Below are 18,336 nucleotides of genomic sequence, written 5' to 3'. Positions count from 1 at the left end.
CATGAAAGAGATTACAGTCCGGTCCTTTGCCAAGATAAATCTGTCTCTGGACGTGGGAGCCTGCGATGCGCAGGGATACCATGAGGTGGATATGATCATGCAGCAGCTGGCGTTTCATGACGATGTGCAGCTGCGATTCGTGAGATTTCCCGGCGGAAAGAAGGGCGATATCGGGATTTCTGTCCGCACCAACCGCTATTATCTGCCGACTGACCGGCGAAATCTGGCCTGGCGCGCGGCGGAGCTGATGATTGACCGGTACGGGAGCTCCTGGGAGTCCGGAAGACTGGAAATCAATATTCTGAAACGGATTCCGGTCGCGGCGGGACTTGCCGGCGGATCCGGAAACGGAGCGGCAGTGATCCACGGGATGAATGTCATGTTCGGACTGAAGCTTACTCTGGGGGAAATCTGCAGTCTCTGCGAGGAGCTGGGGTCTGACGTGCCCTTCAGCGCGGTGGGGCAGGCCCGGGGGAACAAAGTCTTCCCGACTGCGGTTCGCCGTGATTCCATGGCGGCGTCCTGTGTCAGGGCGACCGGCAGGGGTACTGTGCTGGAGCCGCTGCGGGGGATCGACCGCTCCATCGTCATTGCGAAACCGGCGCTGAGTGTTTCAACGGCGGAAGTGTATCGGGGCATTGACAACTGTGATATTCCGGAGCGGCCGGACAACCGGAGACTCGCACGCAGACTTGAGGAGAACGTCGTCGGGGACGGGCGTGTCTACGAGGACTTCATCAATGTTCTGGAGAATTATACGCTCGCAGCCTACCCGAAGGTTGCGGAATTAAAGGAAAGAATGGAGCGGATGCATCCGGAGAAGGCGCTGATGAGCGGAAGCGGTCCCACCGTTTTCGCGGTGTTCCGACGGATGGAGGATGCTCAGAAATCATGCAGGATCCTCCGGAAACAGGGGTATGAAGCCTACTGGACCCGGACGATGAAGTAAAGTGTGAGGGAAGAGAATGATAGATTTTGAATTGCAGAACCACAGGCCACTTCGCGAAATCGTGTACGAACAGCTGAAGCGGCAGATCCTGACGGGACGTATCGCGCCGGGCACCCGGATGATGGAGGTGGAGCTGGCGGAGGAAATGGGAGTCAGCCGGACGCCGGTCCGGGAGGCGACCCGTAAGCTGGAGAAGGACGGTCTGGTTGTAATCGAGCCGCGGCGCGGTGCGTATGTATCGGACATTTCGGTGAAGGATATGGTGGACACGCTGGTGGTTCGCGAGTCGCTGGAGGGTCTTGCGGCGGCGCTCGCCTCTCAGCGCATCACCCGGGAGGAGCTGGACAGACTGGACGCCATGACGACGGAATACAGCGACGCCATTGCTGCCGGAGATATGGAGAAGATCATCCATGAGGACGAGGGTTTTCATCGGACGATTGTTGAGATGTCGGGGAACAAAACCCTGAGCAGTCTCTTTGAGATCATCCAGGAACTGGCGCTGCGTTTCCGGTACCTGTATTACGATGATTTCACCCGGTATGAGAATATGCCGACCGAGCATATGAATATCGTGGAGGCGATTCGCGGAGGCGATCCTGAGAACGCCAGAGAGGTGTCCGACAAGCATGTCAAGAAGCTGAAGGATTTCGTCATCAACGAGGGGAAAGACGCTTTCCAGGAGCACAGTAAACGGTAAATTACCGTCGTGATCCGGACGATCCGGCGCCCATATGAACAAAACACGGATCGTATAATCCGAAAACGTATATGAACAGAAAACCGAAAAATGAAGAGGGACTGTCGCTCCACCTGATATTTAAATCAACTGTGCGACAGCCCCTCTTTGATTATATATATGATGCTGTGCTCCGCGGCGGAGGACGCCTGAATTCCAATGCTGCAGAGGCGCATCCCACGGCAGAGGGATTCGGAGACAGCCGAACCCCAAAGCACAGCCGCTGCCTTAATTGCTGACGGAGGTCAGCCTGACGGTTACAGTATGTTTCTTACCATCGCGCACGATAGTAATCTTCGCCTTATCTCCGGGCGAATGTTTTTTAAGTGCGCTCTTCAGAGCAGTCAGGCTGGATACAGATGTTCCGTCCACGGCCGCGATGCGGTCTCCGGATTCCAGTCCCGCAGACCGCGCGTAGGCGCTGGTGACGGAGGAAATGTAGACTCCCGCCGCGTCATAGCCTGAGCTTTTTGCTTGGCTTTCAGAAAGCTCCGTTACCGTGACGCCGATGGCTGCGTCTCCGGAGGAACTGGAACTGCTTGAGTTGCTGGAACTGGTGCTCTTTCCGGTCTTGATAAGCTGTTTCGCGATTTTCGCCGCTTTGTTGATGGGGATAGCGAACCCCAGACCTTCCACATCCGAGCCGGAGGACTTCGCTACGACGATGCCCACCAGATTGCCGGAGGAGTTGAAGAGCGCTCCGCCGGAATTGCCCGGATTGATAGAGGCGTCTGTCTGCAGCAGATTCAGCTTTTTCCCATCAATTGTCAGATTACGGTTCAGCGCGCTGATGATGCCGGTTGTGGCTGTGTTGCTCAGCTCGCCCAGCGGATTTCCGATTGCCACGACCTGGTCGCCCACCTGAAGCTTGGAACTGTTCCCGTAGGTGGCAGCCTTCAGCCCTGTTGCCCGTATTTTCAGCACGGCGATATCGTTATCAGAATCGGTTCCGACGACAGTTGCCGTATAGGTTTTTTTGTTCTTCAGCGTGACAGTAATCTTACTCGCACCCTCGATGACGTGGTTGCAGGTTATGATGTAGCCGTTGGACTGAATGATGACGCCGCTGCCGGCCCCCTTTGTGACATAATTCTGCGCCCACGCGTCTGTGGACATGGATTCTGTCGTGATGGACACTACGCTGTCACTGGTCTTGGAGATGATGCTCTTGTAAGAGAGCGACTCTGTCGACGAGGACAAAGTGTAGTTCGTCGCCTGATTTGCCCCGGCCGCAAAGTGGTTGTCGTACAGCGCGATGCCTCCGACGGTGAGGAGGGAGGTGACCAGCATGGCCAGAATCAGGATGAGAACAAAAGCCTTTTTAGTGATCTGCATCGGCTGTGCAGACTTCTTCTGCCTGCCCCCCGGCGGAACAGTGTAGCCGTAGTTGTATCCGCTGCCGTTTCCGCCGCCGCCGTCGAATCCGCCGCCGTACCTGTAGGCTGTGTCGTTCCCGCCTGCTTCGGTGCTCCCGTAGGCTGCGGCGTTTCCTCCGGTTTCAGTGTATCCGTAGGCCGATGAGTTTTCGGCTGTGTTTCCTGTTGTGCCGCTCCAGTCTGTCCATACGGAACTGCCCGCGGAATCGGCACCCGGTCTGGAATCACCGGTGCTCACGCTGCCTACCGTATTTTCGACGGATGAGCCGAAGGCGCCGGCTTCCGTATCGGAGCCGGTCTCCTTAACACCGATGGGACCGGCATTTGTGCCGGAAAAAGGATCCGGCGCCTCGGACGGAGCCGCGCCGGCCCGGTCGGCGTCCCCGCTGTATTTTGTGCCTGCCGCGTCGGTCGTGCCTGTCGCGCCGGCCCGGTCGGCGTTCCCGTTATTCTTTGTGCCTGAAGCTCCGGCGGAGACGGCGTCCGAATCATGCTTTGTGCCGGAAGAGAAAGCGTCCGCTCCGGAATCCGTATTACCGGGGGACTGTGACGGTCCGTCCTGCCGGGGAAGGGTCTCCTCCGGGGACCTTCTGAATTTATAGTCATCCCATTTGTCCATATATGCATACCTCCATGAATTAAACGACAGTGAGATATCTGTGGATATTGTTGATGGTATTATACCACCCGATGGCTAAATTATGGGTCCGGTTCGTGTTTTTTATGTGTGCAAACCGTCAATGTTATGGTAAAATAAGTTGTTAAAGCAGCGTTATGACAGTGAGGTATCGAAATGAAAGAGATCATGCTGAAAATCGTCGGGAAGCAGTATTCCGGTGATGAAGCGGAGGAGCAGATGGAGTTTGTCACCGAGGGACAGCTCTATGAAAGAAACGGCGCCACCTATCTGATCTATGAGGAAAGTGAGTTTTCGGGATTTCCGGGCTGTAAGACCAGCCTGCGGCTGAAGGACGATTCTGTGCGGATGAAACGGATCGGCCGGGGCGCAGGCTACGGAATGGAAATGGAATTTCGGAAGGGGCAGCGGTTTTTCGGCAAGTATGAGACGCCCTACGGCGCTATGGACATGGAGGTTCTGACGAACCGTGTGGAGAACAATCTCTCTCCGGAGGGACTTGGCGATATCAATGTGGATTACCATGTGAGCCTGGAGGGGATGGCGGAAGGCCGAAATGAGCTGCACATAGAAGTAAACGAAGCAAGCAGTGGCAAATAGAGTTCTGGAGGAAAGATGAAGATCGGGTTCAGCGCAGAGAAGTATATTGAAGAACAGTCAAAGTATATCCGTGAGAGAATCAGTCACGCCAGCGGCGAGCGGCTGTATCTGGAATTCGGCGGTAAGCTGGTGCATGACAAGCACGCGGCCAGAGTGCTGCCGGGCTTCGATGAGAACGCCAAGGTCAAGCTGCTGCAGCGGCTGAAGGACGAGGCGGAGATCATCATCTGCATCTACGCCGGCGATATCACCACCAGTAAGACACGCCATGATTTCGGGATCACCTACGATCTGGAGGTCCTTCGGCTGATCGACAATTTTCGCCGGTATGATCTGCAGATCAACAGCGTGGTGGTCACCCGGTATGAGGACGCGCCGGCGGTGAACATGTTCATCAACAAGCTGGAGCGCAGGGGGATTCGCACGTATAAGCATTTTTTCACAAAGGGTTATCCCACCGACGTGGATACGATCGTCAGCGACGAGGGCTACGGCGCCAACTCATACATTGAGGTGACAAAGCCTCTTGTGGTGGTTACCGGCCCGGGAGGAGGCAGTGGCAAGCTGGCTACATGTCTTTCTCAGCTCTACCATGATTACCGACGAGGCATCCGGGCGAATTACGCCAAATTTGAAACGTTCCCCATCTGGAATCTGCCGCTGAAGCACCCGGTAAATATCGCTTATGAGGCGGCGACCGCAGATCTGAAAGATGTGAACCAGATCGATTCCTATCATCTGGAGGCCTACGGCGTACCCGCGGTAAATTACAACCGGGACATGGAGGTTTTCCCTGTCGTCCGCCGGATTATTGAGAAGATTACCGGAGAAGCTCTGTACCAGTCGCCGACGGATATGGGCGTTAACCGCGCAGGCTTCGGAATCACCGACGATGAGGTATGCCGCGAGGCGGCCTGCCAGGAGATAATCCGCAGATATCTTATTGCGGAGGTGGACTATAAAAAAGGAAAGATTTCCGAGAGTTCCCTGGAGCGCTCGGAACTTCTGATGAGAGAGGTCGGCATGGATGTGGAGGATCGTCCTGTCGTGCTGCCGGCTCGGGAATATGCGGAGCAGAAACGGGAGTGCGACTCCCGGTACGAGAACGTTGTGGTTATGGCGATGGAGATGCCGGACGGGAAAATCATCACCGGAAGAAGTTCCCGTCGGATGGTTGCCGCGGCCGCGGTGATTCTGAACAGCATCAAGTATCTGGCCGGACTGCCGGACGGGATGCTCCTGATTACCAAGCAGGTGTTTGACGCGATGCAGAAGATGAAGGATGAGGTGCTCAGGTCGGATCGCTCTTCGCTGACCTGTGAAGAGGTTCTGATTGCGCTGACCGTGTCCGGAACTCAGAATCCGGCCGCGGAATACGCTGCTCGCAAGCTTGCGGAACTGCGCGGCTGCAAGGCGCACTGTACCGCGATTCTGAGTGATCAGGATGAGCAGGTGCTCCAGTCGCTGGGCATTGATGTGACCTGTGATCCGGAATACGTCACAACTAACCTCTATACGAACTGATATACGGATATGAAGAGTAAAGCTGAACAGGCAATTGAAAGAATTTCAGAGATCCGCTATCCGCTGATCCTGCAGGGATGCTGTATAGGTGTCCTTACAGGGATCGTCGTGTCGTTTTTCCGGCGGATCCTGATTGCTGCAGAGTCCCTGAGGGACTCTGTTTTGCGTGAGGCCGCGGGGGGAGCGGCGGAATCGGCGGGAACGTCGGGAGTGCCGGGTATGCAGTCGCCCGGGACGGCGATGATGCAGCATCCCCGGATGGCGGTGCTTCTGCTGATAGTGCTGGCGGGATGCTTTCTGGGCACCTGGCTCTGTGTGCGTCTGGTTCCCCTGTGCGCCGGCTCGGGAATTCCTCAGGTGGCAGGAGAACTGAAGGGGAGGGTGTTTCAGCCATGGTGGAAGGTGATTCCGGCCAAGATTATCGGCGGCACGCTGGCTATTGGCGCGGGACTTTCTCTGGGAAGAGAGGGCCCTAGCATTCAGCTCGGAGCCATGGTGGGCAAGGGTTTTTCCTCTCTCATCGACCGCCTGGCTACGGAGGAGAAACTGCTGATGACCTGCGGCGCGGCGGCGGGATTGTCCTGCGCCTTCAGTGCTCCGCTGGCCGGAGCTGTGTTTGCGCTGGAGGGCCTGCACAAAAACTTTTCCACTGACGTACTCCTGGGGAGCATGGCGGCGTCCATCGCCTCGGACTTCGTGGCGTTCTATGTCTTCGGACTGACGCCGGTCTTCGACCTGAGCATCCGTCAGGCGCTGCCCCTGTCGCTGTATTGGACTCTGGCGGTGCTGGGCGTGCTGCTGGGCTTCTTCGGTATGATCTACGGGAAATGCATCGCCTTTACTCAGGATCTCTATGATCTTATCCCGTCTAAGGCGGGACGTCTGGCAGTGCCTTTTCTGCTGCTGATTCCTCTGGGCCTCTGGTATCCCATGGCGATGGGCGGCGGCTATCGGCTGGTGACGCAGGTGGCGGATGAGAAATTTGTTCTGTCGGCTCTGGCACTGCTTCTGATGATGAAGTTCTGCTATTCGATTCTGAGCTTCAGCGCCGGAGCTCCGGGCGGGATCTTCATGCCGCTGCTGGTCATCGGCGGCATCGCCGGCGGTCTGTACTTCACGGCGGTGACGCAGATTCTTGATATTCCGCAGTATTATATCGACAATTTTGTCATCTACGGTATGGTGGGATACTTCGCCGGAATCGTCCGCTCCCCGGTCACCGGTGTAATCCTTATCACGGAGATGGTCGGAGATTTCACCAATTTTCTTGCGCTGAGCGTGGTGGCGCTGATCGCCTATATCACGGCGGATCTGCTGGGCAGCGTTCCCATTTATCAACAACTGCTGGAGAGGATGCTCCGGAAGGATCCGGACTGTGGCATGACAGACCAGCTGCGCCGGAACAAAGTATTGCTTGAAAGTGACGTCTATATTTCCAGTATCATGGATGGCCGCAGGCTGAAGGAGATGAAACTGCCCAGAGGATGTCTGGTGGTTTCGGTGCTCCGGGGTCCGGAGGAACTGGTTCCCGGTGGTGATACGGAGCTGAAGGGCGGAGACCGGCTGACGGTTCTCTGCAATCAGGGCAGAATGGATGAGGCAGACCGCATTCTGAAGAAGATGTGTCGTACAGAAAGGATTCGATAATGGGAATCATTGCAGATAACAGCAGAGCGGGTGATGAGGCGGAAATCCGTCTGTGGAGAGAGAAGAGCGGAAAGGCGCTTGACGAGCTCTGGAAACGATCCTGGATCCGGGACGGAATCAGTCCCGGAGCGGGGCGCCTGAAGGAACTGGAGCTGCAGCTCAGTGAATTTTCCAGTCTCTGTGATATGATTGTGCTGGTCGCTGACGGGAGCATGGCTGCCATGCTCCGGGGAATGCTCCGAGCGCTGACGGGAACTGGACACAAAAAACTCGTGGTGTTCGGCGGGACTTTGTCGGCCGGCTCGTATCGTGTTTTGTTCCAGGAGATGGAGAAACACAGCTGCGGCATGGTTGCCTTCTCATGCGGGGAGGAGACGCTGGCACAAAGAACGGCCTTTGCGGCGATCCGCAAATTCCTGCAGGACCGGTATGGAACTGACGGAGCGGGACGCCGGATTCGGATCGTTCTGAACGGTGAGGCCCGATATCTTGCAGAGGAAGCGTCTGCCGACGGACATGAGATGCACCTGTTGGAGGCTGACGTCCAGGCCGCTGAGGCTTCCGGCACGGACGCGATGCTGGTACCCGGGCTCCTGGCCGGCGCAGATATGCAGGCGTTTATGGAAGGATTCCGCCGGATGCTGACCAGCACATGGTGGGACCGGGATGCGGATTGTTATAGTCTTTGTCTGGCTGGCCACCGTGAGGAGGATATCGTGTACTGGCAGCGTGAATTCACGGGTGCGGCAGAATGGATCGCCACTCTGCACAAAGCGATCGGGATCGATGCGAGGACTGTATTCATGCCCCGGGAGGAGGCGGCGCTCCGGGAGGACGCGTTCTGTACCCATCTCTTTTGTCGCAGTGAGGATTCCGACATCATGCTCCCGCCGTTTCCGGGCGCGGATCCGGACGGCTCTCTGAACGAGATGGCGAAGTCGGCGATGGAGGCTTTGTGGAGGAGGACGACTGGCACAAAACTCACATTGGACGGGATGACCCCCGGCGATTACGGCGAGCTGGTTTGCTTCCTCCAGATTTCCTCCGGAATAACCGGGTTTATTTTGCAGAATTAGGGTTTACTTTAGTTTGGAATGTGTTATAATTTAATTGCGACAAAAAGTTAATTTTTTAACAGATTCGCCCAGTAAATATGTGTGATTAACACAAATATAGGAGGTTTTCTGAAATGAAAAAAATTGGTGTATTAGGAACGGGCACCATGGGTGCCGGAATCGTACAGGTACTGGCTCAGAACGGATATGAAGTGGTAATGAGAGCCAGACATCAGGAATCCATTGACAAGGGTATGGCCAAGGTTGAGAAGAACCTGTCCAAGCTGGTTAAAAAGGAAAAGATTTCTGAGGAGGATAAAGCTGCGGCTCTCGGCAGAATCAGCGGTTCCACAGAACTGAGCATCATCGCTGACGCAGACTTGGTAATCGAGGCTTCTACGGAGAACATGGAAGCGAAAAAGGCTCTGCTGAAAGAGGTTGACGAGCTGACCAAGCCTGAATGCATCATTGCGTCCAACACTTCCTCGCTGTCAATCACCGATATCGCAATGTCCACAAGCAAACCGGACAAGGTTGTCGGAATGCACTTCTTCAATCCTGTTCCGGCTATGAAGCTGGTAGAGATCATCAACGGGCTGCTGACCTCCGAAGAGACCAACAAGACAGTTACAGAGCTGTCTGAGGCTCTAGGCAAGACTCCGGTCCAGGTTAAGGAAGCGCCGGGATTCGTTGTCAACAGAATTCTGATTCCGATGATCAACGAAGCGATCGGAATCCTCAATGAGGGAATCGCATCTGCGGAGGACATTGACACCGCGATGAAACTGGGCTGCAATCACCCGATGGGACCTCTCGCTCTGGGCGATCTGATCGGTCTGGATGTCTGCCTGGCTATCATGGAAGTGCTGTACACGCAGTTCGGCGATCCCAAATACCGTCCGAACATTCTGCTCCGCCAGATGGTAGCAGCGGGCAAGCTGGGAATGAAGACCGGATGCGGATTCTTCGATTACAGCAAATAAGAGCAGCTGAAGAAACTGATTACAGAGCTGTCGTTGTGCGGCAGCTCTTTTTCGTACAAAGAAAGACCCCTGCGGATTGCTCCGCAGGGTCAGGTTCATCGCATTCGTAACCGGTGCCGCAGTTACCTATTGAAGATACATATATACTGAGGAACGGAAAACCGTACCATCGGTGTCAAACCGGGCGTCGCCGCCGTATATCCGGGCGATGCCCCGAATTGAGGACAGTCCGATTCCTACATCGGCGTTGTCCCGTTTGCTTGATCGGAACAGTTCGCCGGAGCGTTCGGCTTTTCCGTCATAGCTGTTGTCCATCACGATGGTGAGGGTGTTGAGATGACAGATGCTGTTCAGCGTGACGAAGCGACTGCCATCCTCCATGCGTTCACAGGCTTCCAGCGCATTTTCCAGAAGATTTCCGAACACAGCGCAGAGATCCACGTCCCGGATCTGAGTCAGGGTATCGTCAGCGCTGATCGACAGGTGCGTCTCGAACCGGATCCCCTGCTGTTCGCAGGCCGATGCATAATAAGAGACAATTGCATTAATCATCGGATTGTCGCAGTATGTGCGGATTGCCGAGGGAATGCAGTCGATGATGGAGTCGATATAGCGGTTCAACTCATCCGTATTGTTCTGTTCAGCGAGAGACTTTATTGCGATCAGGCTCTGGCGCATGTCATGACGCAGGGCACGTGTCTTCCGTTCATTCTCCATGATGAGCAGGGAATGTTTCTTTTGTTCCCTGGCCTCAATGGTCATCATCCGCATGTCCGTCTCCATCCGCTTCTTCTGTCGGTTGGTCAGATAGAAATATCGGACGCTGAGGTAACCGGAATACAGGATGAATATCGTCATACCCACCTCAAAGAACAGCGCATTCTGCCAGAGGAGGCGCAGATAATAGTTCATCGCTTCCAGTGTGGCCGAGGTGAAGAGAATCAGCAGTGAGAAAACGATGTGGAGAGAGTTGCTGTCTCGTTTTCTGCGGTATTCCCGGAGACTGTGGAAGAGAATATACAGGAACACCAGCGGGGTGAAAATATGAAAAAACCGGATGCTCTGATACAGAGGAACGGTTCCGGCAAGCTGCAGCGTTAGAGATACGATGGGTGCGGCCACGGCGAGACAGTCCAGAAGGACGATGAGTCGAGCCCGGGTCAGGTCGAGGATGCACCGCAGGAAGCGGATGAACGGAATCAGCAGGCATTCCAGCCCCATGAAGTCCAAAATATACAACAACGCAGGCTTGTCGAAGAGCAGGAGGGTCAGATTGTTTTCGCCAAGCTCCCAGATTCCGGCACAGAGGGAGAAGAGTCCGAGCCAGAAGACAGCGCGGATGTCCGGTTCCCTGCGGAGCGCGGAAGCAGTGACGATCATGACGATGACGCCGATGAAGATCTGCAGCAGGGCCAGTGCGAACGGAAACTGTCGGTCTTGGCGCAGCACCGAGGTTACGGGACCGACCTTCCCGATTATCGGGGCGTGCAGCGTGACATAGTCCCGGCCCTCCGGAGAGAGGTAGGTGAGAGTGACTGTCCGCTCATCGGCGTCGTTCGGCAGCGCCACGAAGCGCACCTCTGTTGCGGGGTCGTGCATAAAGGACGGGTAGTAGTTCAGATCGCCCAGCTGCGCCAGAATCCGGCCGTTGAGGGAGACCGTGAGCGGGCAGTAGACGGTCTTTACATACAGCATGTCCCGCGCCTCTGCGCGTTTCGGCACCTGAAAGGTTACAGTCACCCTTGTCCGGGATTTCTTTGTCCGGATCGTGCACGGAAGCTGCATATCCTTTGTCTTTCCGTTCGTCGTAACCGTCACGCAGCTGATAACAGCTGCCTCTTTTTTCGGATAGGACTCGAAGTCCCGCTGGGGAGCGAGCGCGAGAATGATGCTTAGCAGGATCAGGAACAGAAGAACAGCCCGCAGTGCGGCGGAGACTGTCCGGATATTATTGCGGTTCAGACGGATTTTTTCTTGCTTTGCTGAAGAGGTGATTTTCATAGCGTTTCCTGACTTTCGGATAGATTTCCCTGCGGACCGGGATGTTCGTGCCGTCCTTCATGACGAGGCATCTGAGTTCCGGGTTGACGGAGCATATAAAGTCCATATTCACACAGAAACTTTTATGGGTGCGGCAGAACAGATTGTCGTCCAGCTGCAACATCATGTCGGCGATTTTGCCGTAGACCAGAACAGATCGTCCGTCGCTGCACACGATGCTGACCTGATGGCGCTGCTGCTCCAGATACTGGATGTCCCGGAAGGGCACCCGGATGGTTTCGTGGTTTTTCTGTGCGTAAAGAGACGGCGTGTTGATCTTCAGCGTGCGGGCGAGATTCAGGATTCTCTCGATATCCTTCGGCTCATACGGCTTTTCGATATAGCCGATGGCGGAGAGCCGGTAGCTGTCCAGCGCGAAGTCCAGGCTGGATGTGATGAATGCAACCGGGACACCGGGATCCTTCTCGCGGATTTTCGCGACGGCGTCGATTCCGCTCATGCCATCCATATAGATATCCATGAGAATCAGATCGTACGTACTCGCCGAGAATTTCTCCAGCAGCTCCTCGCCCCGGCTGAAAAATACCGCCGTGACCGGCGGCGACTGGATTTTCCGCAGTATTTCTTTCAGCCTTTTCTGTTCTTCTTCCTGGTCATCGCACACCGCGATCTTCAAAGCCTCCATTCAAAACCTTCCTTTATCTTCCTGATTTGATTTCCGACATCACTATCTTAAACGATGAGAAAAGACTTCGTCAATGAGATTTAAAAAAATCAGGCTTTTCCGGAGAGGTCGCGGCTCCGGGAGGATTTCTGCCATGCATTGTAATTGCTCTGTGAGCAGAAAACATATGCTTTGTCAAGTACGAATTATGTCAACGAAAATGGCATTTTTCGTTATTCTCATGCGGGTAAAAAAATAATAAAATCAAGGAAAAGAAATCCCGAAGTGATATGCGGAAAGGGAAAACCAACCCTGCTCCGCAGTTCTCCGGTGGGAGCAGGACTTTTGTACCGAATTTTCGGTCATAGGTTCCGAAACTATTGGAAACAGAAAGATGACCGAGCAATATAGAAAAAATTATCGAATTGTCCGCTTTTCCGCGCTCTCTGGTTCAGGGCGCGGATTCGGTTGAAAAAGGGCGGAGATGCGGGCTGTCGCAGACCGGCGAACTCACAGCTCACCAGCCTGCGGAATTAATATGAGCCACAGAACGAACTCCGGCAGCGCGCCGGGGATTCTGTGATATATATCGTTATTATTACCCGTTAATCGTTTTCACACATGAAAGAGAGGAGACATTCTATGAAAGCGTTGAAAACAGCCGGCAAACAGGCAGGAGTTGCTATCCTGGCCGTCATGCTGGTAATCTCGATGCTGACGATCATGCTGCCGCAGACCACATATGCGGACACAGCTCCGAAGCAGCCGGTCGCAAGCATCAACGGACAATCTGGCACTAATGTCAGTTTTGTTTACAGCGGGAAGGCAAAGAAGGTGAGCTGGGATTCCGGCTCATACGAGAACGACCCGTCGATAAGTTATACTAAGAAAGGGGACACGACCGTTACGGACGAGCAGCCCACAGATGTAGGCAGCTATACCCTGAGACTGCACTTCCCGTCTGACCCGCTGGGAACGGTGACTTATGATGCGGTAACTGTGACGCAGGATTTCACAATCACGCAGGATACCAACACCGTGAGCGGACTGACCATGGCGGACTTCACATACGGAAATACGCCGGGCAAACCGTCGGCATCCTCCAAGTATGAGTCCGGCGCGATCACCTATACATATTATGAGGATGCGGCCTGCACAGTTCCGGTCGCGATTTCCTCCACGACCGCCGCGGGAACCTACTATGTCAAGGCGACGTCAAAGGGCACCGATAACTACAAGAGCGACTCCGCGACAGCGTCCTTCAAGATCCTGAAAAAGAGCGCCGTGTCAGTTCCGGGAACGGTAACAAAGGATTACACCGGAGCGGAGATCACCGGTCTTACGAACAGTGACGCCTATACAGTCGCAAATGCGGTCCACATGGACGCCGGCACCTATGACATCACCCTGACTCTGAAATCAGGATATACATGGGAAGACGGATCCACCGATCCCAAGACCGTGAAATTCACCATCAACAAGAAGAAGGTGGCTGTGCCGACAGTCGCTTCCAAGGAGTACAACGGAGAGACGCAGAAGGCGGACATCGCGGATACCGCTGAATACGCCGTCACCACGAATGACGGTGGAAAAGACGGCGGATCCTATGATGTGGTTCTGACGCTGAAGGATACGAACAATCACGTCTGGGCCAACGGAGACACCAAGACGACCACCGTCAAATTTACCATCACCAGGACAGAGAACTACTGGATCGAGGGTTTGCAGATCCAGAGCTGGAGAGCCGGTGAAACCGCGCAGGAACCCACCGCCAAGGCGAAGTGGGGAACCGTCCAGTACAAGTATTACGATGAGGACGGCAGCGCCGTCGCCAAATCAGAGGTCAGCGCGGCAGGAACCTACTATGTCGAGGCATATGTAGAAGCGACCGACAGCCTCAAGGCGCTCACCTCTGGCAAAGTCAAGTTCCAGGTTTACGACAAGAAGACCGGCGTGGTTCTTCCGACAGCAGCCGACAAGGCGTACACCGGTGAGAAGCAGACCTCCGGACTCAAGGCGACAAAGGATTATACCATCGTCAGCGACGAGGGCGGCACAGACGCCGGCACCTATACTGTGACTCTGCGTCTGAGCGATCCTGCCAACTTCACCTGGGCGGACGGTACCAGCGAGGATAAAGAGATCTCCTGGAAGATCACCAAGGCGAAGAACAGCTGGGATACCGCTCTCAGCACGGCAGACTGGACCTATGGCGACAAAGCCTCTTCACCGGCCGCAGAACCGCATTTCGGTGCAGTCAGTGAATATAAATATTACGAGAAGGACGGCAACAGCTATACCCAGATTTCCAGGCCGAAGAATGCCGGCACCTACTATGTCAAGGCATTTGTAAACGGCACGGACAACTACGAGGCTCTGGAGTCCGGATATGTCAAGTTCAATATCGAAAGACAGGCCGTCAAGGTTCCGATTCTGAAGTCCAAGGTCTACGACGCCAAGGCGCAGACGCCGGACATCGATTCCGAACTGTACGGGCTGTACGACTATGAAGCGATGACAGACGCGGGTACCTATACCGTGAAGCTGAAGCTGAAGGATTCTGCGAACTATCGCTGGTACGGCGGCAAAGGCAGCATCGCGACCACGGAGTTCAAGATCACCAGGGGTGAAAACGAGTTCACAAAGGCTCTGAGCATCGAGGGCTGGACATACGGCAAAACGCCGAACAAGCCGACCGCCGAGACGAAATGGGGCAAGGTGGAATACCACTACTACACAAACAAAGCCTGCACCAATGAGATTGACATCGATCAGACGACTGCTGCGGGAACCTACTATGTGAAGGCAGTCGTTCCGGGGAACGATAATTACGCGGAGATTTCTGACACCGCATCCTTCACCATCTCGAAGGCGGAAGTCGAGGTTCCGACAGTTGCCTCCAAGGAATACAACGGCGAAGCGCAGAAGGCAGATATTAGGGACACCGCTAAATACACCGTCACCACAAATGACGGCGGAACAGAGGGCGGATCCTATGATGTGGTTCTGACGCTGAAGGATGCGAAGAACTACATCTGGTCCAACGGAGATACAGAAACCACAACCATCAAGTTCACCATCACCAAGGCGGAGAACTACTGGATTGAAGGTCTGCAGATTCAGAGCTGGAGATCCGGAGAAGCCGCGCAGAACCCGACCGCGAGCGCGAAGTGGGGAACCGTCCTGTACAGATTCTACAGCGAGGACGGCTCCATCATCAGCCAGCCGGACGGCAAGCTGCCGGGAACCTACTACGTTGAAGCCTATGTCGAGGGAAGCGACAGCTACAGCGCACTGACCTCAGGCAAGGTCAAATTCCAGGTTTATGAGAAGAAGGCCGGAATTGTTCTGCCGACGGCTGCTGACAAGGCGTACACCGGCGAGAAGCAGACCTCCGGACTCAAGGCAACCAAGGATTATACCATCGTCAGCGACGAGGGAGGCACAGACGTCGGTACCTATACTGTGACTCTGCGTCTGAGCGATCCTGCCAACTTCACCTGGGCGGACGGAACCAGCGGGGACAAAGAAATCTCCTGGAAGATCACCAAGGCGAAGAACAGCTGGGATACTGCTCTCAGCATGGCAGACTGGACCTATGGCGATGAGGCGTCCACACCGGCCGCCAAGCCGCACTTCGGTACAGTCAGCGAATACAACTATTACAAGAAGGACAGCGACAGCTACACGCAGATTTCCAAGCCGGAGAATGCAGGCACCTATTATGTGAAGGCTTTTGTTGACGGCACGGACAACTACGAAGCGCTGGAGTCCGGATATGTCAAGTTCAATATCGAAAGACAGGCCGTCAAGGTTCCGACTCTGAAGTCCAAGGTCTACAACGCCAAGGCGCAGACACCGGACATCGATTCCGAACTGTACGGGCTGTACGACTATGAAGCAGTGACAGACGCGGGCACCTATACCGTGAAGCTGAAGCTGAAGGATTCAGCGAACTACCGCTGGTACGGCGTACCTTCCGGCAGCATCGCGACCACAGAATTCAAGATCACCAAGGGTGAGAACGAGTTCACAAAGGCTCTGAGCATCGAGGGCTGGGCGTACGGCAAAACGCCGAACGAGCCGAGCGCCGAGGCGAAATGGGGCAAGGTGGAATACCACTACTACACAAACAAAGCCTGCACCAATGAAATCGATATCGATGAGGAAACAGGCGCAGGAACATATTATGTGAAGGCAGTCGTTCCGGGGAACGGCAATTACGATGAGATCTCGACTTCAGTGTCCTTCAAGATTGCTAAAGCCAAGGTCGAAATCCCGACCCTGAAAGACCTCACATACACGGGCAAGGCACAGAAGGCAGACATTCCGAAGAGCCCGTACTACAACGAGGTTTCCTCCAAGAACGTGGAGCACGTCAACGTTGGAACCTATACCGTTTACATCGAGCTGACGGAAACCGACAACTTCACATGGGCGGACGGAACTCTGACGAAGCAGCATGAGCTTGAGTACAAGATCGTTCAGGCGAAGAACGAATGGACAGAAGAGCTCAAGGCAACGAACAAGGATTGTGACGGAGATCCGGCGGAAGTGACTGCAAAGGCGAAATTCGGCGATGTCGAGTACACCTACTATGACAGCGATCTGAAGAAGCTGGACAGCGCTCCGACCAGACCGGGCAAATATTTCGTGGAGGCTTCTGTCGCAGGAACCGATAACTACACCGGTCTGAAATCCGACAAGGTATCCTTCCGGATCACTCAGGCCGACAACGAGTGGACCGGCGAACTGAAGGCGGAGAGCAAGGATTACGACGGCGATCCGGCTGAGGTAAGCGCGGCTGCAAAGTACGGAACGGTCACATACAAGTACTATGACACCGATATGAACGAGCTTGACCAGGCTCCGACCAAACCGGGCGCCTACTACGTCAAGGCGATCGTCGAGGAGACCGACAACTATAAGGGACTGGAATCCAAGACTGTGAAGTTCACGATTAAGAAACTCGTTGTGGACATTCCGGCTTACACGCAGGCCTCCAAGTACAACGGAAAACTGCAGACCGCGGAGATTCCGGAGTCCGGGCTTTACGAAGTCGTTGAGAACAAAGGCGGAATCGACGCCGGCGAATACAAGGTTGTTCTGAAGCTCAAGGATCCTTCCATCTATGCGTGGAATGACGGCGATCAGGACGGCGACGGAACGATTACGCTGCCTTATCTCATCACAAAGGATGATAATGAGTGGATAAAGGATTTGTCCATTGACAACTGGACATACGGAAAGACCGCGAAGAAGCCGGTCGCTGAGGCGAAATACGGAGACGTTGTCTACACGTATTACAGCAGCAGCAAGAAGCAGCTCAGCGCCGCTCCGACCATGCCGGGCACCTACTACGTCAAAGCGACGGTAACCGGCACCGAAGGCTTCAGCAAGCTGGCTTCCGGATACGTGCAGTTCAAGATTTACAAGCCTGCTCTTGTTCTGAAGGCTACGCCGCGCACAAAGACGACGGAGAATCTGAAATGGACCAAGTTGACCAAGATTGACGGCTACATGGTTTACTATGCGAAGTGCGGACGCGACATGAAGTACTACAAGACCTACAGTAAGTCCCGCACCAGCATGGTGAAGAGAGACCTGAAGAAGGGTACGGCGTATAAGTACAGAATCAAAGCGTACAAGGTTGTCAACGGCAAGAAGGTTATCGTTGCTTCTGCGTATGTCTCGCATGCGATTGCGGGCGGATACAGCAAGAAGCACACAGATGCGAAATCCGTCTCTGTACCGGACAAGTACGTCAACCTCTCTGTTGGTGAAAGCTACAAGATCAAGGTCAAGGTGACCAAGCTCAAGAAGAGCCGCAATCTCCTGGACTACGATCATGATATGTACGTCAGATTCAGCTCCTCGGATTCGTCCATCGCATACGTGGCGGCTGACGGTACAATAAAGGGAAAGCAGGCGGGAACCTGCAGAATCAATGCTACAGCTTTGAACGGTATGACCGCAGTTGTATATGTTACAGTCGTGAAGTAAACCGTTTGAATAAAGTCATAACACACAACCTTCAACTCACCGCGTCCGCTCCTCTGTCCCCCGACACGAACAGGACGCGGTGAACCAGAGGGCAGCGCAGAAGCTGCCGCGGAAAACCTGCCGCACGAAGCACACGAGGTCAGTGAAAACTGATTCCC

11 protein-coding genes are annotated in these 18,336 nt (G+C 54.6%); 8 read left to right on the top strand and 3 right to left on the bottom strand.

Annotated features, from left to right (window positions below):
- Position 1: 1 nt before the first annotated feature.
- Entirely contained in the window at positions 2-949 is a 948-nt protein-coding gene (locus tag FYJ64_RS09795; protein WP_154574966.1) for a 4-(cytidine 5'-diphospho)-2-C-methyl-D-erythritol kinase, read from the top strand.
- 16 nt (positions 950-965) lie between these two features.
- Positions 966-1,649, top strand: a complete 684-nt coding sequence (locus FYJ64_RS09790; RefSeq protein WP_075713713.1) for a GntR family transcriptional regulator — start codon at positions 966-968, stop codon at positions 1,647-1,649.
- 267 nt (positions 1,650-1,916) lie between these two features.
- Here FYJ64_RS09790 and FYJ64_RS09785 read toward each other — a convergent pair whose 3' ends face one another.
- Positions 1,917-3,683, bottom strand: a complete 1,767-nt coding sequence (locus FYJ64_RS09785) for a S1C family serine protease (RefSeq protein ID WP_154574965.1) — start codon at positions 3,681-3,683, stop codon at positions 1,917-1,919.
- A 174-nt stretch (positions 3,684-3,857) separates the two neighbouring features.
- Between FYJ64_RS09785 and FYJ64_RS09780 the strand changes: the two genes are divergently transcribed.
- The 5 genes from FYJ64_RS09780 to FYJ64_RS09760 all read left to right on the top strand — a co-directional run bounded on the left by FYJ64_RS09780 (position 3,858) and on the right by FYJ64_RS09760 (position 9,510).
- A complete protein-coding gene (locus FYJ64_RS09780) occupies positions 3,858-4,301 on the top strand; it encodes a YwiB family protein (protein ID WP_154574964.1) in 444 nt (147 codons plus the stop codon).
- Positions 4,302-4,316: 15 nt separating this feature from the next.
- Positions 4,317-5,825 (top strand): DUF1846 domain-containing protein, encoded by a 1,509-nt coding sequence (locus FYJ64_RS09775; protein WP_154574963.1) that lies wholly within the window; start codon positions 4,317-4,319, stop codon positions 5,823-5,825.
- 9 nt (positions 5,826-5,834) lie between these two features.
- On the top strand, positions 5,835-7,472 hold the full coding sequence (locus FYJ64_RS09770) for a ClC family H(+)/Cl(-) exchange transporter (protein WP_154574962.1): 1,638 nt from the start codon (positions 5,835-5,837) through the stop codon (positions 7,470-7,472).
- Positions 7,472-8,548 carry a hypothetical protein gene (locus tag FYJ64_RS09765; RefSeq protein WP_154574961.1) on the top strand — a complete coding sequence of 359 codons (1,077 nt, stop codon included), beginning with the start codon at positions 7,472-7,474 and terminating at the stop codon, positions 8,546-8,548. Before FYJ64_RS09770 ends, FYJ64_RS09765 begins: the two co-directional genes overlap by 1 nt.
- Before the next feature lie 113 nt (positions 8,549-8,661).
- Positions 8,662-9,510 (top strand): 3-hydroxybutyryl-CoA dehydrogenase, encoded by an 849-nt coding sequence (locus FYJ64_RS09760; protein WP_154574960.1) that lies wholly within the window; start codon positions 8,662-8,664, stop codon positions 9,508-9,510.
- A gap of 126 nt (positions 9,511-9,636) precedes the next feature.
- On the opposite strand, the gene FYJ64_RS09755 is transcribed toward FYJ64_RS09760, so the two are convergent.
- Complete coding sequence (locus tag FYJ64_RS09755; protein ID WP_154574959.1) at positions 9,637-11,511, bottom strand: sensor histidine kinase; 1,875 nt, start codon at positions 11,509-11,511, stop codon at positions 9,637-9,639.
- Positions 11,459-12,196, bottom strand: a complete 738-nt coding sequence (locus FYJ64_RS09750) for a LytR/AlgR family response regulator transcription factor (RefSeq protein WP_154574958.1) — start codon at positions 12,194-12,196, stop codon at positions 11,459-11,461. The genes FYJ64_RS09755 and FYJ64_RS09750 overlap by 53 nt, the downstream gene beginning before the upstream one ends.
- A 621-nt stretch (positions 12,197-12,817) precedes the next feature.
- On the opposite strand from FYJ64_RS09750, the gene FYJ64_RS09745 reads away from it, so the two are divergent.
- Positions 12,818-18,178, top strand: a complete 5,361-nt coding sequence (locus tag FYJ64_RS09745; protein ID WP_206045632.1) for an Ig-like domain-containing protein — start codon at positions 12,818-12,820, stop codon at positions 18,176-18,178.
- Positions 18,179-18,336: the final 158 nt, after the last annotated feature.

It is taken from the genome of Hornefia butyriciproducens (assembly GCF_009695915.1).
Lineage (GTDB): Bacteria > Bacillota > Clostridia > Peptostreptococcales > Anaerovoracaceae > Aminicella > Aminicella butyriciproducens.
This window is presented reverse-complemented; position numbering and strand designations above follow the sequence as displayed.